The organism is Paraburkholderia sediminicola, from assembly GCF_046027825.1.
In the GTDB taxonomy this organism is placed as follows: Bacteria; Pseudomonadota; Gammaproteobacteria; order Burkholderiales; family Burkholderiaceae; genus Paraburkholderia; species Paraburkholderia sediminicola_D.
Window position 1 is genome coordinate 51,567 of record NZ_JAQQDU010000037.1, and the last position, 21,313, is coordinate 72,879.

At 63.9% G+C, this 21,313-nt stretch carries 20 protein-coding genes; 9 read left to right on the forward strand and 11 right to left on the reverse strand.

What is annotated here, in order from left to right; translation table 11 throughout:
* Positions 1 to 193 precede the first annotated feature (193 nt).
* The 7 genes from PQQ96_RS20840 (at position 194) to PQQ96_RS20870 (ending at position 8,663) form a co-directional block, all read left to right on the forward strand.
* The gene (locus PQQ96_RS20840) at positions 194 to 3,028 is read left to right on the forward strand and encodes a DUF4118 domain-containing protein (protein WP_408295884.1); all 2,835 of its coding nucleotides are present in this window, start codon (positions 194 to 196) and stop codon (positions 3,026 to 3,028) included.
* Positions 3,021 to 3,719, forward strand: a complete 699-nt coding sequence (gene kdpE, locus PQQ96_RS20845; RefSeq protein ID WP_063495267.1) for a two-component system response regulator KdpE — start codon at positions 3,021 to 3,023, stop codon at positions 3,717 to 3,719. Before PQQ96_RS20840 ends, kdpE begins: the two co-directional genes overlap by 8 nt.
* 144 nt (positions 3,720 to 3,863) lie before the next feature.
* A complete protein-coding gene (sugE, locus tag PQQ96_RS20850; RefSeq protein WP_408295887.1) occupies positions 3,864 to 4,184 on the forward strand; it encodes a quaternary ammonium compound efflux SMR transporter SugE in 321 nt (106 codons plus the stop codon).
* Positions 4,185 to 4,433: 249 nt separating this feature from the next.
* On the forward strand, positions 4,434 to 5,045 hold the full coding sequence (locus tag PQQ96_RS20855; protein ID WP_408295890.1) for a DUF4126 domain-containing protein: 612 nt from the start codon (positions 4,434 to 4,436) through the stop codon (positions 5,043 to 5,045).
* Positions 5,042 to 7,624: an ABC transporter permease gene (locus PQQ96_RS20860; RefSeq protein WP_408295893.1), complete on the forward strand. Its 2,583-nt coding sequence runs from the start codon at positions 5,042 to 5,044 to the stop codon at positions 7,622 to 7,624. The genes PQQ96_RS20855 and PQQ96_RS20860 overlap by 4 nt, the downstream gene beginning before the upstream one ends.
* Positions 7,625 to 7,651: 27 nt before the next feature.
* Entirely contained in the window at positions 7,652 to 8,065 is a 414-nt protein-coding gene (locus PQQ96_RS20865; RefSeq protein WP_408295896.1) for a group II truncated hemoglobin, read from the forward strand.
* Positions 8,058 to 8,663, forward strand: a complete 606-nt coding sequence (locus tag PQQ96_RS20870; RefSeq protein ID WP_408295898.1) for a DUF924 family protein — start codon at positions 8,058 to 8,060, stop codon at positions 8,661 to 8,663. The genes PQQ96_RS20865 and PQQ96_RS20870 overlap by 8 nt, the downstream gene beginning before the upstream one ends.
* 51 nt (positions 8,664 to 8,714) lie before the next feature.
* Here PQQ96_RS20870 and PQQ96_RS20875 read toward each other — a convergent pair whose 3' ends face one another.
* The 11 genes from PQQ96_RS20875 to PQQ96_RS20925 all read right to left on the reverse strand — a co-directional run bounded on the left by PQQ96_RS20875 (position 8,715) and on the right by PQQ96_RS20925 (position 18,462).
* Entirely contained in the window at positions 8,715 to 10,712 is a 1,998-nt protein-coding gene (locus PQQ96_RS20875; protein WP_408295901.1) for an ArnT family glycosyltransferase, read from the reverse strand.
* Positions 10,713 to 10,971: 259 nt separating this feature from the next.
* Positions 10,972 to 11,718, reverse strand: coding sequence for an SDR family oxidoreductase (locus PQQ96_RS20880; protein ID WP_408295904.1), 747 nt, complete (start codon positions 11,716 to 11,718; stop codon positions 10,972 to 10,974).
* 83 nt (positions 11,719 to 11,801) lie between these two features.
* Positions 11,802 to 12,386, reverse strand: a complete 585-nt coding sequence (locus PQQ96_RS20885; RefSeq protein ID WP_408295907.1) for an LOG family protein — start codon at positions 12,384 to 12,386, stop codon at positions 11,802 to 11,804.
* A gap of 2 nt (positions 12,387 to 12,388) precedes the next feature.
* Entirely contained in the window at positions 12,389 to 13,114 is a 726-nt protein-coding gene (locus PQQ96_RS20890; protein WP_054034977.1) for a TetR/AcrR family transcriptional regulator, read from the reverse strand.
* Positions 13,115 to 13,340: 226 nt separating this feature from the next.
* A complete protein-coding gene (locus PQQ96_RS20895; RefSeq protein ID WP_408295910.1) occupies positions 13,341 to 13,973 on the reverse strand; it encodes a diacylglycerol kinase in 633 nt (210 codons plus the stop codon).
* Positions 13,974 to 13,993: 20 nt separating this feature from the next.
* Positions 13,994 to 15,025 carry a glycosyltransferase family 4 protein gene (locus tag PQQ96_RS20900; RefSeq protein ID WP_408295913.1) on the reverse strand — a complete coding sequence of 344 codons (1,032 nt, stop codon included), beginning with the start codon at positions 15,023 to 15,025 and terminating at the stop codon, positions 13,994 to 13,996.
* A gap of 30 nt (positions 15,026 to 15,055) precedes the next feature.
* Positions 15,056 to 15,997, reverse strand: coding sequence for a UDP-2,3-diacylglucosamine diphosphatase (locus PQQ96_RS20905; protein WP_074284929.1), 942 nt, complete (start codon positions 15,995 to 15,997; stop codon positions 15,056 to 15,058).
* A 172-nt stretch (positions 15,998 to 16,169) separates the two neighbouring features.
* Positions 16,170 to 16,685 carry an RDD family protein gene (locus PQQ96_RS20910; protein ID WP_408295915.1) on the reverse strand — a complete coding sequence of 172 codons (516 nt, stop codon included), beginning with the start codon at positions 16,683 to 16,685 and terminating at the stop codon, positions 16,170 to 16,172.
* 13 nt (positions 16,686 to 16,698) lie between these two features.
* The gene (locus tag PQQ96_RS20915; protein ID WP_408295917.1) at positions 16,699 to 17,457 is read right to left on the reverse strand and encodes a DUF3106 domain-containing protein; all 759 of its coding nucleotides are present in this window, start codon (positions 17,455 to 17,457) and stop codon (positions 16,699 to 16,701) included.
* A gap of 16 nt (positions 17,458 to 17,473) precedes the next feature.
* Positions 17,474 to 17,902 carry a DUF3619 family protein gene (locus PQQ96_RS20920; RefSeq protein WP_074284926.1) on the reverse strand — a complete coding sequence of 143 codons (429 nt, stop codon included), beginning with the start codon at positions 17,900 to 17,902 and terminating at the stop codon, positions 17,474 to 17,476.
* Positions 17,899 to 18,462: an RNA polymerase sigma factor gene (locus tag PQQ96_RS20925; protein WP_408295919.1), complete on the reverse strand. Its 564-nt coding sequence runs from the start codon at positions 18,460 to 18,462 to the stop codon at positions 17,899 to 17,901. Before PQQ96_RS20925 ends, PQQ96_RS20920 begins: the two co-directional genes overlap by 4 nt.
* A gap of 363 nt (positions 18,463 to 18,825) precedes the next feature.
* On the opposite strand from PQQ96_RS20925, the gene PQQ96_RS20930 reads away from it, so the two are divergent.
* Together PQQ96_RS20930 and ilvN are read left to right on the forward strand one after the other, a co-directional pair.
* Positions 18,826 to 20,589, forward strand: a complete 1,764-nt coding sequence (locus tag PQQ96_RS20930) for an acetolactate synthase 3 catalytic subunit (RefSeq protein WP_408295922.1) — start codon at positions 18,826 to 18,828, stop codon at positions 20,587 to 20,589.
* A gap of 111 nt (positions 20,590 to 20,700) precedes the next feature.
* Entirely contained in the window at positions 20,701 to 21,192 is a 492-nt protein-coding gene (ilvN, locus tag PQQ96_RS20935; protein WP_011487482.1) for an acetolactate synthase small subunit, read from the forward strand.
* The last annotated feature ends 121 nt before the right edge of the window (positions 21,193 to 21,313 follow it).

Consider the following 21,313-nt stretch of genomic DNA (forward strand, 5'->3'; position numbering starts at 1 on the left):
CTGTGATTCGGGGAGGCGGCGCCCATGCGGTGCCGCCTTCGCCATTTGTCCGCGGCTGTTGTTGCGGCGTGCCGCCTGGTGCACCCTGTATCGCTTGCGTGACCGGCGTGGCTGTCGTTGCCATTTGCGGTGCGGCTGCTGCCGTGCCACCATGCAAGCACCGCCGCTCGCCTTACTATGAAAACCATTGAGCATGAACCGCCCCGATCCTGATGAACTGCTCGACAAGCTGCAACGTGACGAAGAAAAACGTCAGCGGGGCAGGCTGAAAATTTTCTTCGGCGCGTCGGCGGGCGTTGGCAAGACCTATGCGATGTTGCAGGCCGCGCGGCGCCGTGCTGATGAAGGCGCGGACGTGGTGGTCGGCATCGCCGAAACGCATGGCCGCAGCGAAACCGCAGCGCTGCTCGAAGGGCTCGACGTGCTGCCGCTCGCGGTTATCGAGTATCGCGGCCGCAAGCTTGGCGAGTTCGATCTCGACGCCGCGCTCGCCCGCAAACCGCAACTGATTCTCGTCGACGAACTCGCGCATTCGAACGTGCAGGGCGCCCGGCATCTGAAGCGCTGGCAGGACGTCTACGAACTGCTCGACGCGGGCATCGACGTCTACACCACCGTCAACGTCCAGCACCTCGAAAGCCTGAACGATGTGGTCGGCCAGATCACCGGCATTCGTGTCTGGGAGACGGTGCCCGACCGCGTATTCGATCGCGCCGACGAAGTCACGCTGGTCGACCTGCCCGCCGAGGAACTGCTCGACCGGATGCGCGACGGCAAGGTGTATTTGCCGCAGCAGGCCGAGCGCGCGGTGCGCAACTTCTTTCGCAAGGGCAACCTGATCGCGCTGCGCGAACTGGCGTTGCGTCGTACCGCCGACCGTGTCGATGCGCAGATGCGGGAATATCGCGCGGATCGTTCGATCCAGCGGATCTGGCAGGCGCGTGAGCGCTTGCTGGTGTGCGTCGGCCCAGGTCCGGAAGCGCCGATGCTGGTCCGCGCGGCAGCGCGTCTCGCCGCCAGCCTGAAGGCCGACTGGATCGCCGTCTATGTGGAAACGCCCGCGCTGCAGCGTTTGCCCGACGCGCGCCGCGAACGCACGCTGAATGCCTTGAAGCTCGCCGCCGAACTCGGCGCCGAAACCGCGACGCTCGCCGCTACCGATGCGGTCGCCGCACTGATCGGTTACGCGCAGGCTCGCAACGTCTCGAAGCTGGTCGCCGGCGCTTCGGCGCGCACCGGCCTCAGGCGCTGGCTGCGCCGGCCGCTCGGCGAACGCATTGCCGAACGCGCGGGCGATCTCGACCTCACGCTGATTCGCGCGTCGTCGGAACGTGACGGCGCTGAGCAACGCCGCTTACTGAACACGACCGCCAACGCGTGGCGCGAGGCGCTGAGCACGGCGCGCGAACGCCGTTCACCGCCGCGCGCCTACGGTGTCGCACTGGCGATTTGCGCGGCTATCACGCTGCTGTCGAGCCAGTTGATCGACCATATCGATCTGACCAACCTCGTCATGCTGTACCTGCTCGGCGTGATTTTCACGGCCGTGAAGCTGGGGCGCGGGCCGGGCGTCGTGCTGTCGTTCATGAGCGTGGCCGCGTTCGATTTCTTCTTCGTGCCGCCGCGCATGTCGCTGTCGGTGTCCGATACGCAGTACCTGCTGACCTTCTTCGGCATGCTGCTGACTTCTCTCGTCATCAGCCATCTCACTTCGAGCCTGCGCCGCGAGGCGAGTGTGGCGCGGCGACGCGAGCAACGCACTGGCGCGATGTACGCGATGGCGCGTGAATTGGCGGCGGCGCTCACCACCGAGCAGATCGTCGGCATCGGCAGCCGGCATGTCAGCGAAGTGTTCGGCGCGCGCGTCGCGATCCTGTTGCCGGATAGCGTCGATCAGGTGAAGCAGAAGATCGAAGACCCTGATGCGACCATCACGCTCGAAGGCGAGATGCTCGATATCGACGTCGGCCAATGGGTCTACGATCAGCAGAAGCCTGCCGGGCACGGCACCGATACGCTGCCAGCCGCTGCCGCGCTGTACCTGCCGCTGAAGGCGCCGATGCGCACGCGCGGCGTACTCGCGGTCGTGATGCGCGACGAGCGCGAGCTGGATGTGCCCGAGCAGCAGCGCATGCTCGACGCATTCGCCGCGCAAATCGCACTGGCTCTGGAGCGTGTGCACTACGTCGACATCGCGCGCGATGCGCTCGTCAATATGGAATCGGAGCGCTTGCGCAATTCGCTGCTGTCGGCGATTTCGCACGACCTGCGCACGCCGTTGACGACGATCGTCGGCTTCTCGTCGATGCTGGCGCAATCGCGTGAGGCGCATCCCGGTGCGCAACCCGGCGACGATCTGGTCGACGCGATTCACGAAGAAGCGCTGCGCATGACCGGCATCGTCACCAATCTGCTTGACATGGCGCGCTTGCAGGCCGGCAGCCTGCAACTGAACCAGCAGTGGACGCTCCTCGAAGAAACGGTGGGCGCCGCGCTGCGGGCGTGCAAACGCGTGCTGGCGAATCATCCGGTGCAGGTGAAGCTGCCCGCGGATTTGCCGCTGCTACACCTCGATGCCGTGCTGATGGAGCGGCTCTTTTCGAACCTGTTCGAGAACGCGGCCAAATACACCTCGCCGGACACACCCTTGACGATCGGCGCGCAACGTCTCGACGCGGACGGCAAGTCATTCGTACGCGTCACGGTCGACGACAACGGACCGGGCCTGCCGGCCGGCATGGAAGCGCGTGTGTTCGAGAAATTTACGCGCGGCGAGAAAGAGTCGGCCAAGCCAGGTATCGGGCTCGGCCTCGCGATCTGCCGCGCAATCGTCGAAGCGCACGGCGGTACAATCGGCGCGCTCAATCGGATGTCCGCGGACGGCCGCGTCGAAGGCGCGCGCTTCTGGTTCACCTTGCCGGTGGAAACCCCGCCCGAAGCACCGGATGCGCTGGAAGACGAAGGCGCCGACGTTTTGCCCGACCGCGATTCAACTCCTAACCTGCTTTCCAAGCCTAGCCATGAGTGACCCGAGCATCACCGTCGTCCTGATCGAAGACGAAAAGCAGATTCGCCGCTTCGTGCGAACCGCGCTGGAAGGCGAGGGCATCGTCGTGCACGACGCCGAGACCGGCAAGCAAGGTCTCGTCGAAGCCGCGACGCGCAAGCCCGATCTCGTTATCGTCGATCTCGGCTTGCCCGACACCGACGGCCTCGACGTGATTCGCGAGCTGCGTGGCTGGAGTGAGTTGCCGGTCATCGTGCTGTCGGCGCGCACCCAGGAAACCGAGAAAGTTGCCGCGCTCGACGCCGGGGCGGACGATTACCTCACCAAGCCGTTTGGCGTTTCCGAACTGCTGGCGCGGATCCGCGCGCATATGCGGCGGCGCAACCAGGGCGGTGCAAATGAATCGCCGCTGGTGCGCTTCGGCGCGGTGACGGTCGATCTGGCCTTGCGCCAGGTGAGCCGCGACGGCGTCGCCGTTCATCTCACGCCGATCGAATACCGCCTTCTGGCGACGCTGGTGCGCCACGCCGGCCGTGTGCTGACGCACCGGCAACTGCTGCGTGACGTATGGGGGCCGTCGCATGTCGAGAGCCATCACTATCTGCGTATCTATATGGCGCATCTGCGCGGGAAACTGGAGCGCGACCCGGCGCAACCGGAGCATATCGTCACGGAGACGGGTGTGGGGTACCGGCTGGTGGGCGCGGTTTGAGCCTGCCCGAGGCGTCCGCTGTGCCTTTGCGGCTGCTCGCCGCAGCAAGGTGGCGCGCGATTTTGCTATAATTACAGGTCGTAAGGACGGCCTTGCGCATCTGCTACAAACGGGGACGGCCCCATCTGATCATGGAGCTGTCTCATGTCCTGGATTCTTCTGCTGATTGCCGGTTTGCTCGAAGTCGCGTGGGCGGCCGGTCTCAAAACCTCCGAAGGTTTCACCCGGCTCTGGCCCTCCGTGTTCACGATCGTGACCGCGCTCGGCAGCTTTGTTCTGCTCGCCATGGCGATGCGTCAACTGCCGCTAGGCACGGCCTACGCGGTGTGGACGGGGATTGGCGCGGTTGGCGCGTTCATCTTCGGTATCGTCATGATGGGCGAGGCCCTGACGGTCGCGCGGGTGGCGAGCGCATCGCTGATCGTCATCGGGTTGATCGGGTTGAAGCTGTCGTCGGGGCATTGAGCCCCGTTAGTGGGCCCGATTATCGTGTCCGCGCACACCCGCACCATTCGCCATTAGAGGTCGCCATTTGTTCGCCGCTCTGCGTTCTGCGAATTAACGTGGCTATAATGGGATTGAATCCAACCTGAAATTGCCCGCGGCCCATTTGGCGCGGCCGGCTTGGCGCGGGTCTGACGACTTCGGTGCGGCGACTCCCTTCCCCTTGCCCGTCCGAAGCGCCCGGCACGCACAGCGCGCCTGGAGGCGGCCATGCTTGAATCACTTTCGCTCGCTGCGGGCCTCTCATGGGGCAGCGGTCTGCGCCTCTATCTGACAGTCCTGCTGGCCGGCGTGTTCGCACGTCTTGGCCTCATCCATCTACCCGATACGCTGTCCGCCCTGTCTTCGCCGTGGGTAATCGGCGTGGCCGGCGTGCTGACGGTCACTGAATTTCTCGCCGACAAAATCCCCGCGTTCGATTCCTTATGGGACGCGGTTCATACCTTTATCCGCATTCCGGCCGGCGCCGTCTTGGCGGCCGGCGCGCTCGGCCATGCCGATCCTGCGCTGCTGACGGTCGCGGCGCTCGCGGGCGGCACGCTGGCGGGCACTGCACATCTGGCGAAAGCGGGCACGCGCGCGCTGATCAATCTGTCGCCGGAACCGGTGTCGAATGTCGTGACTTCGACCGCTGAAGACGGTCTCGTGTTCGGCGGCATGCTGCTCGCGCTGTTCGTGCCGGTCCTGTTCCTGGTGTTGATGGTGGGCTTCCTGATTCTGGCCGGCTGGGCGTTGCCGCGGCTGTGGCGTGGGGTGCAGGGCGGTTTTCGCGGAATGGCGACGCATATGGTGTCGCGGTTTGCCAGGAGCAGGCACGATTGAGCGATACGGTAAGGGGTGTGACGGCGCGGGCGGTCACACGGCCAACGCGCCGGTTGGGTGGCGCGGATGTGCTGCGCCAGGCCATTCGCATGACGGCGCGCGACTGGCGCGCAGGCGAACTGACGATGCTGCTGTTGGCGCTGGTGCTGGCCGTCGCGGCGTTGTCGAGTGTCGGCTTTCTGGCTGACCGTTTGCATCAGGGGCTCGAGCGTGATGCGCGGCGCATGATCGCCGCGGATTTTATCGTTCGCGCCGATCATCCGGTCGATCCGCAGTTCGCGCAGCAAGCGCGGGCGCTCGGTCTGAATACCGCCAGCACGGCGATCTTTCCCAGCATGATCAACTCGACCGGCGCGCAGCCGGTCTCACGGCTGGCCGCCGTCAAGGCGGTGTCGCCGGGTTATCCGTTGCGCGGCGCGTTGCGGATCGCGTCGGCGCCGGGCGCACCGGACCATCCCACGCAATCGATTCCGGCGCCGGGTACGGTGTGGGTCGATCAGGCCCTGCTCGACGCATTGAAGCTGCATGTCGGCGGCACCGTTAAAGTCGGATTACGCAGCTTCACGATCGGGGCGGTCATCACCCGCGAACTCGACCGTGGCTTCTCGTTCGTCAATTTTTCACCACGGTTGATGCTGCGTGCCGACGATGTCCAGTCGACCGGCCTCATCACCTTCGGCAGCCGCGTGACCTATCGGTTGCTGGTCGCGGGCACGGATGCATCGGTGGCGCGCTTCGCGCAATTCGCGCATGACAAGGTGGACGGCGGCAAGATGCGCGGCGTCGCGCTTGAATCGTTGCAGGACGGCCAGCCGCAAGTGCGTCAGACGCTCGATCGCGCGAGTCACTTCCTCACGCTGGTCTCGCTGCTCACTGCGCTGCTCGCGGCGGTGGCGATCGCGATGGCCGCGCATCGGTATATGCGCCGGCATCTGGATGGCTGCGCGGCGATGCGCTGTCTGGGTGTCAGCCAGGCCACGCTACGCGCGCTGTTTACGCTTGAATTCGTCGGATTGGGTTTGATCGGTGGCGCGCTCGGCGTCGCGCTCGGTTACCTGGGGCACCTGGCGTTGCTGACGTGGCTCGGCAGTCTGATCGATGTCGCGTTGCCGTACCCCACCGCGTGGCCGGCGCTTGAAGGCATCGCGGCGGGTCTCGTGCTGTTGCTTGGCTTCGCGTTGCCGCCGCTGTTACCGCTGACGCGCGTGCCGCCGGTACGCGTGCTGCGTCGCGAATGGGGCGAAGCGGGACGCACCGCCTGGGCCGCTTACGCGCTGGGCATCGTGCTGTTCGCCGCGCTCCTGATCGTCGCAGCGGGTGAGTTGAAGCTCGGCGGCATTGTCGCGGGCGGCTTTGCCGGCGGATTGCTGGTGTTCGCATGCATCGCGCGGCTGGCGTTGTGGGGCGCTTCGCGTGTCGTGCGCAGTGAGCGCGTGAATGCGGGAATCGGCTGGCGCTACGCGCTGGCGTCGCTGGAGCGGCGCAGCGGCGCGAGTGCGTTGCAGATCACCGCGCTCGGCATCGGCCTGATGTGCCTGTTGCTGATCGCGATGACGCGCGACGACCTGGTGGCCGGCTGGCGCAAATCGACGCCGCCCGATGCGCCGAACGAATTCATCATTGACATCCAGCCCGACCAGCGCGACGCCGTCACGCATTATCTGAACACGCACGGCGTGCCCGGCACCGTGCTCGCGCCAATGGTGCGCGGCCGTCTGATCGCCATCAACGGCAAGCCGGTCAATCCGGATTCGTTCAAGGGCGACGATGCCAAGCGGCTCGTCGACCGCGAATTCAATCTGTCGTACACGACCGAGCTGCCCGACGACAACCGTCTTTCTGCCGGCACCTGGTACGGCGACACGAAGACACCGCAGATTTCGATTGAGCAGGGGCTCGCGAAGCTGATCAAGGTGAAGCCTGGCGACATGCTGCGCTTCGACGTGACGGGCTTGCAAATCGATGCGCCGGTGACGAGTGTGCGCAAGCTCGACTGGGGCTCGTTCAAAGTCAACTTTTTCGTGCTGATGCCGCCGGCCGCCTTGCAGGATTTCCCGGCGACGTTCATCACGAGCTTCCATTTACCGCAGGAACAGCAGTCGACCATCGACGGGCTGATCGCGGCCTATCCGAACCTCACGGCGATCGACACGGGTCCGATTCTGGCGCAGGTGCAGCGCGTGTTGCAGCAGGTGATCGGCGCGGTGCAGTTCCTGTTCGCGTTCACGCTGGCGGCCGGCGTGCTGGTGCTCTACGCGGCGCTGGCCGGCACCCGCGATGAGCGTATGCGAGAATCCGCGCTGCTGCGCGCGCTGGGGGCTTCGCATCGCCAGGTGCGCGCGGTGCAGATCGCCGAGTTTGTGGCCGTGGGTGCGCTGGCGGGTTTGATGGCGGCGCTCGGCGCGCAGGTCATCGGTTGGCAGCTGGCAACGCGTGTGTTCGAGTTTTATCTGACGTTCGATCCGTGGTTGTTGCCCGCGGGTATCGCAGCCGGGATCGCCTGCGCGGGCGTGGGGGGCTGGTTAAGCTTGCGGCATGTGCTGGCACGGCCCGCGTTGCAATCGCTGCGGGACGCGTGATTTTCTTTCTTGTTTTTGTGATTGGGTATGAGCGATCTTAACGACGAAGTCTCCGCCGCACAGCCGACGGCCTTCGAACTGGTGGGCGGTGAAGCGCGCGTGCGCGAACTGGTCGACCGTTTTTATGACTTGATGGATCTCGAAGCGGATTTCGTCGGGATCCGGGCTTTGCATCCGGAATCGCTCGACGGCTCTCGCGATAAGTTTTTCTGGTTCTTGTGCGGGTGGATGGGTGGGCCCGATCACTACATCAGCCGGTTCGGCCATCCCAGGTTGAGGGCGAGGCATATGCCGTTTCCGATCGCTTCCAGCGAGCGGGACCAGTGGCTGCGGTGCATGGCATGGGCCATGGAAGATGTCGGGCTTTCGGAGCCGTTGAGGGAGCGGTTGCTGGCGTCGTTCTTCGAGACTGCGGACTGGATGCGTAACCGCAATGGTTGAGGGAGCAGCGGGGCTTGAGCGCGCAGAGGCGCGCGCAGTCCTGGACTGCTGGTTCGGCGCTCCTGATGCATCCACCTTCGGCCAGGCGCGCAAGCTCTGGTTCTCCCGCGACAAGACCTTCGATGCGATGCTGCTGGAACGCTTCGGGATGCTCATCGACGCGGCCCGCGACGGGTCCCTCGACAGTTGGACGGACACACCGCTCGGCGCGTTAGCGCTGGTCATCGTGCTGGATCAGTTTTCTCGCAATTGCTATCGCAATACACCGCGCGCTTTCGCTGCCGATCATCAAGCGCTGCGCATCGCGCAACAGATGATCGCGAGCGGCGCCGATCTTTTATTGCCGACCGCGCATCACCGCGCGTTCGCGTATCTGCCGTTCGAACACGATGAAACACTCGCCAGCCAGCACGAGTCGCTGCGTCTGTTCAAGCAGTTGAAGGCCGAGCCGGACGGTGCATCCTACTATTCGTCCGCGGTCAGGCACGCCCGGATCATCGAGCGTTTCGGGCGCTTTCCCCATCGCAATGCGCAGCTCGGACGTCAGTCGACGGCTGAAGAAACCGCTTTCCTGGCAAAACCCGGCTCGTCATTCTAGGCGCAAGGGAAACGCGCAAGGACCGGCCCGGCGCCGTCCGCACGCGACGTGCTACTCGCCGTGCGCGGGCGTTGCCGGAGTCCGCACGAACACCCGCAACAGTTCGTCGGTGTCGCCTGGGCGCGCGCCTGACCAGAACAGTCGCCAATCACCCGCTGGCGTGCGCGGGTTGTCGCGGCGGCTCTGATCGATCAGCCACGTGCACCCGGTCGTCGCGGTGTTCGCGGCCGGTTGATGCACGATGCCGGTGTAGTAGTACAGCATCGGTGCTTCGGATTCGCCGAGGCCTGCACTGGCCATGCAATCGCCATCGTTCCATTCGATGTTCATGCGGGCCGCCAGGTTTTCGAACACGGAGCGGTAACTCTTCGCGTAGTCGAGCCACGGTAGCAGCAGCGTGCTCACCAGTCCCCACGCGAGAATCGCGCCCGCGCACCAGCTCAACGCGCCGCGCCATTTGCCGGTGTATTTGAAGACCGGCAGCAGCCACAGCCAGCCGAGCGTCATCAGCAGCGCCGCCGCGATCAGGGTGGGCCTGACCGGCATCACCCAGTCGAGCGGCAACCAGCGGCCGAGCCAGTGCAGCGACGCATGTGTGCTGCCCGGATCGCTCATGATCGACCAGATAATCCATGCGAGCACGGCCGCGCTGCCGAATAGCACGCGGCTCGCGATGTCCCAGCTTGCATGCAGACGCCGCGGCAGCTTTTCGATGCCTTGCATTGCCACCAATGCGAGCGGGGCGATGAACGGCAGGATGTACAGTTCGCGCACCGTTGCCGAGCTTTGCAGTACGGCGAAACCGGTGCCCGCGAAAATCACCGGCAGAGCGATACGCGGATCGCGCCAACGGCGCCACCCACCGCCGGCGAGCGCGGCCAACGCAACCGGTACAACCGGAAAGCCGACGGTCAGCACGGTGCGCAGCACGAACAGACGGCTTTCGTTTTCAGAGCCGAGTTCGGCAACCGAAAAGCCGAAGAAGCGGCCAACGTTGTTGTCCCACAGCCAGACCTTGAAGAGCGCTTCGGAGCGCAGATAGAAGCAGATCGGCCAGATCAGCGCGAAGGGCGTGAAAACCAGCGCGGCGATGCCGAGCGCCCCTGCAAAGCTGCGGGTGCGGCAGGGGGCATACAGCATGAGCACCGCGACGGTGGTGGCGCCGAACACGAGCGGCACAAACAGGCCCTTGGCCAGCAACGACACGCCCACGCCCGCGCCGAACATCACCGCGCCGCTCAGAATCGCGTGGCGCCGGCGGCGTGCGTCGACCGGCAGCAGGCGCGCTTCGTCGCGCAGATGCACCAGTACGAGTTCGAACAGTCCGCAGAAGCCGATCGCGGCGCCGGCCATCAGCGCGACGTCAGTCATCATGTCGTGCACGTGCTTGATGACGGCGAGCGTGCTCGCGAACAACGCAAGCGTGCCGATCACGCGGATGTCCAGCCAGCTCGACGCGGCCACCGCGCGGCGGGCGACGCGTGCCGTGTAGTAGACGGTCAGTCCCGCAAAGAGCGCGCTCGCGAGGCGCGCAGCGTCATGCAAAGGCAGGTAGCGGCCGAACATCCAGGCGAGGCCGGCGGCGACCCAGTCGTAGATCGGTGGTTTTTCGACGAAGGGCTGGCCGGCGTTGGTCGGCACGACCAGATCGCCGGTGTCGAGCATGTGCTGGATGATGCCGAACGTGTAGGTCTCATCCTGCTTCCACGGCTCGTGGCCCAAGGTGCCGGGCAACAGCCACGCGCACAGGATCGCCAGCGCGACCAGCCACGTCAACGGGCGGGCAGCGGTGAGCGCGCGCAAGCGCCGGGCGCCGCGCGAAGTGGGAGCGGGAGCGGTGGGCGCCGTGGGACCGGCAGGGGCGGTGGGCCTTGCGGGCGCCGCGGCTTCGACTACGGCAGTGTTGCCGGCTGGCCAGGCCGCGCCGGATTCGGCAACGTGTGCTGAGCCGGGGCGCGTGTCCGGTGCACTGTCGGCGGAGCCGGCCGGCGCTGGCGTCGCAGCCGCGACGTTCCCCGCGCGCCAGGGCGCGGATGGGTTTTCGTACATGAGAATCTCGGGTCGCCGTACGCGGCGACGTGGGCCGCGGACTTATGCTCTGGCTATGCGTCGCATGCGGGTGCATGCGAACGCTGCGATTGTAGTCCGAGTTTATTACGGCTGATTACAGAAAATGCGGGGAATATTGCAGATAGTCCGATGGATCGTGCCGATTCCTCATCAAATTGACGGGAATTCGGAGTCGGGAGGCGGGAAAGGGGGCAGCGGCCGTCGGAAACGGCTGGCCGCGGGAACAGAAGAGTGGGATTCAGCGTCCGCCGGTGACGTCGAGCAGCGCACCCGTCACGTACGAGGCGGCGTCGCTCAGCAACCAGACAATCGACTCGGCGACTTCATCGGCGCTGCCGGGGCGGCCCAGCGGCGTTGTGGCGCCGAGCTGGGCGGCGCGCTCGGGCTTGCCGCCGCTGGCGTGGATCTCGGTATCGATCAGGCCGGGACGCACCGCATTCACGCGCACGCCTTCTTGGCCGAGTTCCTTGGCGAGGCCGATCGTCATGGTATCGACGGCGCCTTTCGAGCTGGCATAGTCGATGTATTCGTTCGGCGAACCCAGCCGCGCAGCCGCCGAAGAGATATTCACGATGACACCGCCCGCGCCGCCGCGCGTGGTCGACATCCGGCGCGCGGCTTCGCGCGCGCACAGAAACGCGCCGAGCACGTTGACGTCGAACATGCGCTTCAGACGCCCGAGATCCATATCCGCGAGCTGGCTCGACGGCGCGACGATCCCGGCGTTGTTGACGAGTGCATCGAGCCGGCCGAATTTCTGTTGAAGCGTGTCGAACATCGCGATCACGTCGGCTTCGCTGGCGACGTCGCCGGCAATCGGGACTGCATGGCCACCGGCGCGTTCCACTTCAGCAACGGTTTCCTGTGCTGCCGCGAGGTTCTGCGCGTAGTTCACGCCGACCGACCAGCCGCGTGCACCCAGCAAACGCGCGGTCGCGCGGCCGATGCCGCGGCTGCCACCGGTGATCAGAACGGTTTTCGTCATTGCAACCTCGTCGTTCGGGTGAATTGCCCGCAGGAGGCGAGCGGCGGGGGATCAGAAGGCCGGAGAAACGTAACAGGCGGAGATCAAACGGCGTCGCGTTTGATGGCCCATTTGTCATTGGCCGGCGGCTGATAGCGTTGCAGCCTGTCGATCAGCGCAACCGGATCGGCATCGACTTGCAGGATGTCGAAATAGGTCTGCCGCATGAAGCCTTCCTCGACCGTATGCTTGAGCAGCGCGATCAGCGGATCGTAGAAGCCGTCGATATTCAGCAGTGCCACCGGCTTCTGGTGATAGCCGAGTTGCGCCCACGTGTAGACCTCGAACAGCTCTTCGAGCGTGCCCGCGCCGCCCGGCATCGCGACGAACGCGTCGGACAGGTCGGCCATCATCTTCTTGCGATGATGCATGTCGGGCACCACGTGCAGTTCGGTCAGGCCGTTATGGCCGACTTCCTTATTGACCAGCAGCTCGGGAATCACGCCGATTGCGCGGCCGCCTTCGGCCATCACCGTATCGGCGATCACGCCCATCAGGCCCACCTTGCCGCCGCCATAGACCAGCGCGAGATCGGCCTGCACCAGCGCGCGGCCGAAAGCGCGCGCGGCTTCGGCGTACAACGGTTTGGCTCCGTCGGAGGAGCCGCAATACACACACACCGACTTCATACTCAAACGTCCTTCGGTTCGTTGCGGGGCGCGGCGCCTTCTTTCGGCGGCAGGTAGTCGTAGAACTCGCGCTTGGGCAGCTTGCCTGAGACGAGGTCGTCGAAAATCTGCCGCGAGCGGCCGCGCAGATAAGGCGCCATCAGCGACACGATCTGCACGCTCACCTGATGCAATTCAGCGCGAATCGTTTCCTGCTCGTTGTATTTACGCGGGTTCATCACGAACTGGTACGACAGCCAGTACGTGCCGATCACGCCGACGTTAGTGGCGATCACGTGCAGCTCTTCAGGCGTGGCGACCATTTCTCCGTCGGCCACGAGTTGCTCGCAGAACTGGCTCGCAAAGCGCACCTTGTGGCTGATGATCTGCTTGAAGTGTGTTTCCAGCGTGCGATTGCGCGCCAGCAGATCGTTCAGATCACGATACAGGAATCGATAGCGCCAGGTGAAATCGACCATGTACTGCAGGTACGACCACATCTCGTCGATCGTCGCGCGGTGGTCGTCGGGGAAACGCAGACGCTTTTCGATCTCCTGCTCGAACTGGCTGAAGATGCTGTTGATGATGTCGTCTTTGTTGCGGAAGTGGTAGTACAGGTTGCCTGGACTGATTTCCATTTCCTCGGCGATCGTCGTCGTCGTGACGTTCGGCTCGCCGATCTCGTTGAATAGTTTCAACGACAGTTCGAGGATCCGTTCGCGGGTGCGGCGGGGAGGTTTGGCTTCCATGTCGTCCGGCCCTGGTTACGCCGGGCTGGGCGCATGGCGGCGTGCCGCTACTGCGTGATCCACCCGGACGCGGTTGGTATATTGAGCGCCCCACGGTTTCCCGTGAGTCTGTCGGACGATTATAAACCGACCGTTCTTATACCAAGCGGATACTCAGGGTTTTCATTCTTTGGGACGCAGGAAAAGCGCGCCAGGCGGTGCTGCGGGGTGGATTTCATCGCTACGCTCATAGCCACGCTTTGACCCATCCCACGACTAGCGGGCCGACGATCAGCCCCCACGTCATCAGACACATGCCGAGCGCGACCATCACCGCCGCGCTGCCGAGATCCTTGGCACGACGCGACAACTCATGCCGTTCCAGCGAAATCCGGTCGATGGCCGCCTCGACGCTCGAATTCAGCAACTCGACGATCAGTACCAGCAATACCGAGCCGAGCAGCAGGACGCGCGACACGGGATCAACTGGCACCAGCACGCCGCATGGAATCAGGATCGCGGCGAGAGTGAGTTCCTGGCGAAACGCGCTTTCCTCGCGGATCGCGACGCGAAAACCAGCAAGCGAATTTTTCATCGCGTGCCACGCGCGGGTCAGGCCGCGATTGCCCTTGTACGGGTTGAAGGGGAGCGGTGCGAACGGATCGTCAGGGCTGAGCGGTTCGTTATGGGTATCGCTCTCGGGGCTCCCGAGGCTCGCCCCGTTCAAGCCGTGAAAACCATTCGCGTGATCGACATGATTCGGCGTGCCGTGTTCGCTCACGTCGTCGAACGGCTCGCGGTTGGTGCTGTCGGTGTCGGCATCGACGGCGTGCAGCGCGCCGCTCGACGCGCGTGCCGCGGTGGAGTTTCGGGTTCGCATAAGCGGCTCGGCGCGTCGCGTCACGCGGCGGCGCTTTCCTCGCTGTACGAGGTGCGCGGCAACGGCTTCAGGTGCGCCGCGAACTGCTCGGACGCCGCTGCCCACGAGAAGCGTTCGGCCCACGCGCGCGCATGGCTGCGATCGATCTTGAGCGCTTCGAGGCAAGCCTCGCGCAGGTCTTCGTGCATCGCGCCCGCGCCGCCGTCGCCGAGCACGTCGATCGGACCGGTCACCGGATACGCCGCGACCGGCGTGCCGCAGGCCAGCGCTTCGAGCAGCACGAGCCCGAAGGTGTCGGTGCGGCTCGGGAACACGAATACGTCGGCGGCCGCGTAGACCTTGGCCAGTTCAGCTTGCGTCAGGACGCCCAGGTAATTCGCTTGCGGATAGCGCGACTTCAGTTCGGCCAGCGCCGGGCCTTCGCCGGCAACCCACTTCGAGCCGGGCAGGTCGAGCTTCAGAAACGCCTCGACGTTCTTCTCGACCGCCACGCGTCCCACGTACAGAAAGATCGGCCGCGCGGTGTTGAGAACCTTCGAGTCCATCTGGTGAAAGATGTCGAGGTCGACGCCGCGGGTCCACAGCACCACGTTGGTGAAGCCGAATTTTTCGAGGTCGGCCTTGACCACGGGCGTGGGCGCCATCACTGCCAGGGACGCCTTGTGGAACCAGTGCAGAAACTTGTAGGTGAGCCCGATCGGAATGCCGAAACGCGCCTGCACGTATTCTGGAAAACGCGTGTGATAAGCGGTCGTGAACGGCAGCTTGTGGCGGATCGCATAGGAGCGTGCAGCCATGCCGAGCGGGCCTTCGGTCGCGATGTGCAGCGCGTCAGGCGCGAATTCGTCAATCCGCTGATGCAGCTTGCGGCGCGGCAGCAGCGACAGGCGAATCTCAGGGTAGGTGGGGCACGGAATCGTCTTGAATTCGAGCGGTGTCAGCAGATCGACGCGGTGGCCGAGCGCGGTGAGTTCGCGGGTGGTGTTTTTCAGCGTGCGCACGACGCCATTGACCTGCGGTTCCCATGCGTCGGTGACGATCATGATCTTCATCGGTTTCGGCCCAATAGAAGTGGAGAGGGACTACGCGGTCGCCCGGGCCTTTTGCACGCCGACTTCCGGGGCGCGCATCACGGTCCAGTAGATCACTTTGAGTTCGCCTTCATACGTCTCGACGAGTGCGGAAAGACTCTCCACCCAATCGCCGTCGTTGCAATACAACACGCCGTCGATGTCGCGGATTTCGGCTTTGTGAATGTGTCCGCAGACCACACCGTCGCAGCCGCGGCGGCGTGCTTCGTCGGTCATCACGCGCTCGAACGACGAGATGAAATTCACCGCGTTCTTTACCTGATGCTTCAGGTATTGCGACAGCGACCAGTAGGGAAAACCGAGACGGCTGCGGATCCGGTTGAACCAACGGTTCAGGATCAGGATCATCGTGTAGAGCGTGTCGCCGAGATAGGCGAGCCACTTGGCGTGCTGGATCACGCCGTCGAACAGATCGCCGTGCACGATCCATAGGCGCTTGCCGGCGAGCGTCGTGTGGAACGCTTCGCCCCGTACATGGATGTCGCCGAACGCGAGGTCGCAGAATTGACGAGCGGCTTCGTCGTGATTGCCCGGCACGTAGATGACCTGGGTGCCTTTGCGTGCTTTGCGCAGCACCTTCTGCACCACGTCGTTGTGCGCCTGCGGCCAGTACCAGCCTTTCTTCAACTGCCAGCCGTCGATAATGTCGCCCACCAGGTACAGGTATTCCGACTCGTTGTGCCTCAGGAAGTCGAGCAGATACGGCGCCTGACAACCGCTCGAGCCGAGGTGGATATCGGACAGCCAGATGGTGCGATAGCGGTGCGGTTCGGCGTGTTCGTCGTCGTGATGTCCGGCGTGCGCGTCGAGTGGCAATGACGGCACAGGCAACGGCAAGCCGTGACTGGGGTTGGGTTCCGGGCGGAACGCGACAGGGTCGACGCTCGGGCCGGTCTGGCGGAACAGGGAAGTCGCGGACGTTTTGGGGTCCATGGCTCACGCGTCGAGTTGCGGTGCCCGTATTGCGCCAGCCGCGCGTGACCCTGCCGTGACAGTCACGAGAAGTTCTTATTACTGTGTCGGGAGAGTGACGGAGCGGGTGCGGCCTGGCAGGAGAAAACAGCGAGCGGCGCCGGGGGTGACCGGGTGGCCCGTGACGTCAGCGCTAGACGCTAATGACGCGTGTGCCGGCGAGGCGGTCGTGCAGGAATTGGCGCTGCGGGTCGAAACGGCCGGTGGCGGCCCACAGCACGAACCAGATCGCGGCGATCAGCAGCGTTTGCGGCACGGTGAGGCCGAGCAGCGGATGCAGCGCGAGCGGCGGCAAAAACCACAGCCACGCCAGTACGTAACGAACGATCGCGCGGCCCGTGGACAGCGGCGCGCCGTTAGCGGCGACGACGCGCAGGCGCCACGTTTTCATCGGCAGCGTCTGGCCGCTGTGGGTCCAGAACCAGACGAAATACAGACCGACCACGAGGCCGATCCACGCTGCGAGCAGGTTGTGATGGGTGAGGCCGTTGCGCTGCTGCGTCAACGTGCTGAACAGATAGCCCGCGATGAACACCACGCCGAACAGGATCACGGCTTCGTAGAGCAGCGTGGCAAGGCGCCGGCGCACGGTGGGCGCGGTGCCGGACAAATCGGCGGGCAGTGTCGAGGTGGCGAGCGGCTGGGACACGGTCGGGCCCGGATCAGGAGCCGTTGAAGATCGACGGCGCCTCGGCCGGCGAAACCGGCAGCGGCGTGGCGGGCACGAAGCTGCCCGCAGCGGGAATCTCTGGTGTGGCGGCCGGGCTCGGCAAGGGCGCGGCCGCCGCGGCACTCGCCGCTGCGGCACCGCTCGCGCCGTGCTCCCGGGCATTGACCAGACGATCGAGCCCCTTGATCTCCGTCTTGCCGGACGGCGGCGCGCTCACGACGCTCGGCCGCCGCTTGCGCTCGCTCGCGGCGAGCCGCTCTTTCTGTTCTTCCGGCAATTGCTGATACGCCTTCCACGCATTCTGGCGGGTTTCGCGCGGCAATTCCTTCGATACCTGGTAGTTTTCGCGTGCAACGCGCCGCTGATCGGGTGTCATGCGCACCCATTCAGTCATTCGGTCATGCAGGCGTTTTTGCGCATCAGGCGACAATTTCGGGTAACGCGCTGCGATCTTGATCCAATTGCGCTTGCGTTCGTCGCTAAAGGAATCCCATTCGCTGGCGAACGGCGCGAGCGCAACGTGCTCGGCCGGGCTCAGGCGCGACCATGCCATCGGGCTATTGCTGCCCGGCAGGCTCGGCAGATCGACGGCAAGAGTAGGTGCGGGCGCCTTGGCGGTCGCGTTGCCGCCGGCGGCAGGCGCACTGGCGGTCGACGGGCCCGGATAAAAGCGCGGATACGTCGCGGCAAACGACACGAGCGCCGCGATCGCGCATCCGAAAACAACGGCCAAGCCGCGCTTGTAACTCACCCGAAGAATCTCCCGCTCAGTGGGCGCGTGATAGGTACGCGTTGAAGCCGTGGTCGAGATAGGCATTGAGCGGCAAGTCGTCGCTTAGCATGGCTGCATCGATATCGGCGAGTTCGGCGGTGCGTTGCTGGTCTTCCCAGTAGGCGATGGCCACGAGGCTGACGACCAGCGCGACGAGCGGCCAGGCGAGCGCAAAACGGCGCAGCGGCGAACGGCGGCGCTGCGGCATGTCGACTTGCGGCATACCGGCCGGCATGCCGGCGCCGGCGAGAGCGGGCACGAACACCGGCGCGCTCACGGTTTCGGGCTTCTTGCGAGCAAGCGCGGCGCGGCGCGCCATGGCGAGCCGGTCGACCGTGGCGGAGGGGATACTGGCTGCGTTTTCGTCGAGCGCGCGGCGTACCTGGCGGGCAAACTCGAGTTCTTTGGTTTCTAGGGAGCTCATAGCGTGATTCCTTTAGCCTTGAGCGCTTGCGCCAGCGTGTGGGTGGCCCGCGAGCAGTGCGTTTTCACGCTACCCTCGGAGCAGCCCATCGCGGCGGCAGTCTCGGCGACATCCATATCTTCCCAATAACGCATGAGAAACGCCTCCCGTTGACGTGCCGGTAATTTTTGGATCTCGTCGTCGATGGACTGCAAGACCTGTTCGCGTTCGAGTTTCTGTTCGTTGCTTTCTGAGCCCGCTGAACCTTGTTGCGCCTCGAATGTTTCGAGGGGGTCGAATTCGTCGTCGTCTGCGTTGCCGAGGGACGAGAATAGACTAACCCAAGTATTGCGCACTTTGGCACGACGGAAATAGTCGTGCATCGCATTCTGAAGAATACGCTGAAACAGCAGCGGAAGTTCGGCGGGAGGACGGTCACCATATTTTTCGGCGAGCTTGATCATCGCGTCCTGCACGATATCCAGCGAGGCGTCGTCGTCCCGCACGGCGTAGACCGTCTGCTTGAATGCGCGCCTTTCGACGCCCGCCAGAAAATCGGCGAGTTCCTTGTCTGATGCCATCCGTTTGGGGGTCGGCGCAGCGTGCGTGCGCGTAATCGGTCGAAAAGTGTCGTAAAACTCGCGGATGCTAACAAACTTTCGCGTCGCTGGGGCGAAACCCGCCGTATCTTGCATCTCTATAACAAGCTTTCGGTCACTTTTAGCCGATGGAGCGATTCAGGGGCAGGGCGCCAGGGCAATATTTGCTTGACCGCGCGGACATCTGCAGATATCGTCGCTGGTTCGCAACATAAGTGACTTGTCTCAATTGAGGTGTGGCCCAAGAAGCTCACCTGTCAACTGGACGCGCCGCTTGAACCCGAGCCACAAGCCCGGCAGAGAGCACCCGATCAATTTTTTGCCGAAAATTCGAAAGGTGAATAAATGAATATGCCCAGCGCGGAATTCTCCACGTCGGATACGACCCTCCATCCTCAAGCTGACTCTATCGGCGCCACCGTGCTCATGAAGGCACTGGCCGACGAAGACGTCGAGTTTATCTGGGGCTATCCCGGCGGCTCGGTACTCTACATTTACGACGAGCTGTACAAGCAGGACAAATTCCAGCACGTCCTCGTGCGCCACGAACAAGCCGCAGTCCACGCCGCTGACGCCTATGCGCGTTCCACCGGCAAAGTGGGTGTGTGCCTCGTGACCTCCGGCCCCGGCGTCACCAATGCGGTGACCGGCATCGCGACGGCCTACATGGACTCGATCCCGATGGTGATCATCAGCGGCCAGGTGCCGACTGCTGCGATCGGTCAGGATGCGTTCCAGGAGTGCGACACGGTCGGCATCACGCGTCCCTGCGTGAAGCACAACTTCCTCGTGAAGGATGTGCGCGACCTCGCGGCTACCGTCAAGAAAGCTTTCTATATCGCCCGTACCGGCCGTCCCGGCCCGGTGCTGATCGACATTCCGAAAGACGTGTCGAAGACGCCGTGCCAGTACGAACCGCTCAAGACCGTTTCGCTGCGCTCGTACAACCCGGTCACGAAAGGGCACTCCGGCCAGATTCGCAAGGCGGTTGCCTTGCTGCTGTCGGCCAAGCGTCCGTATATCTACACCGGTGGCGGCATCATCCTCGCGGATGCATCGCGTGAGCTGAACCAGTTCGCCGATCTGCTCGGCTATCCCATCACCAATACGTTGATGGGACTGGGCGGCTACCGCGCGAGCGACAAAAAATTCCTCGGCATGCTCGGCATGCACGGCACGTACGAAGCCAACATGGCGATGCAGCACTGCGACGTGCTGATCGCGATCGGCGCGCGCTTCGACGACCGTGTGATCGGCGACCCGGCGCACTTCGCGTCGCGTCCACGCAAGATCATCCATATCGACATCGATCCTTCTTCCATCTCCAAGCGCGTCAAGGTCGACATTCCGATCGTCGGCGACGTGAAGGAAGTGCTGAAGGAGCTGATCGAGCAGTTGCAAACGGCCGAGCATGGCCCCGACACCGCGGCGCTCGCCGACTGGTGGAAGGACATCGAAGCCTGGCGCGCCAAAGACTGCCTGAAGTTCGACCGCAAGAGCGAAATCATCAAGCCGCAGTACGTGGTGGAGAAGGCGTGGGAGCTGACCGACGGCAATGCCTTCGTGTGTTCCGACGTCGGCCAGCACCAGATGTGGGCAGCGCAGTTCTATCGCTTCAACAAGCCGCGCCGCTGGATCAACTCCGGTGGCCTCGGCACGATGGGTTTCGGCCTGCCGGCGGCGATGGGCGTGAAGATGGCGCACCCGGACGACGACGTGCTCTGTATCACGGGCGAAGGCTCGATCCAGATGTGTATTCAGGAACTCTCGACCTGCAAGCAGTACGAGACTCCGGTGAAGATCATTTCGCTGAACAACCGCTATCTGGGCATGGTACGCCAGTGGCAGCAGATCGAATACAGCAAGCGCTATTCGCATTCGTACATGGATGCGCTGCCGGACTTCGTGAAGCTCGCTGAAGCGTACGGTCACGTCGGCATGCGTATCGAACGCACGGCCGATGTCGAGCCAGCGCTGAAGGAAGCGCTGCGCCTGAAAGATCGCACGGTGTTTCTCGATTTCCAGACCGATCCGACCGAAAACGTCTGGCCGATGGTTCAGGCCGGCAAGGGCATCACTGAGATGCTCATGGGTTCGGAAGATCTATAACGACGGCATCCGCGTTGGCTTCGTCATGCGCGCCTCCACAAAGGGCGAAGGCGGACGAAGCGGCGCGAAGCTGCTCGCATACATCGACAAAACATCTGGAAGAAGCGAAACATGAGACACATTATTTCAGTCCTGCTGGAAAACGAACCGGGCGCGTTGTCACGCGTGGTAGGTCTCTTCTCGGCACGCGGCTACAACATTGAAACCTTGACGGTGGCTCCGACCGAAGACCGTTCGTTGTCGCGCATGACCATCGTCTCCATTGGCTCGGACGACGTGATCGAACAGATCACGAAGCATCTGAACCGCCTGATCGAGGTGGTGAAAGTGGTCGACCTTACCGAGGGCGCCCACATCGAGCGTGAGCTGATGTTGATCAAGGTGAGGGCGGTCGGCAAGGAACGTGAGGAGATGAAACGGATGTCGGATATTTTCCGCGGCCGGATCATCGACGTCACCGAAAAGACCTACACGATCGAACTGACGGGCGCGAGCGACAAGCTCGATGCCTTCATCGAAGGGATCGACGCGACTGCGATTCTCGAAACCGTCCGTACGGGCAGTTCGGGCATCGGCCGCGGCGAGCGCATTCTGAAGGTTTGACGCGCGCGCTGAGTCGCGGGCGTTATTAACCGTCTCGATCGAAGCCGGGCAGTGCCTTTAAGAACCCGGCGAAGCAACACAACATTCGCAGTATTTGTATTTCACTGATTTCACCGAATTT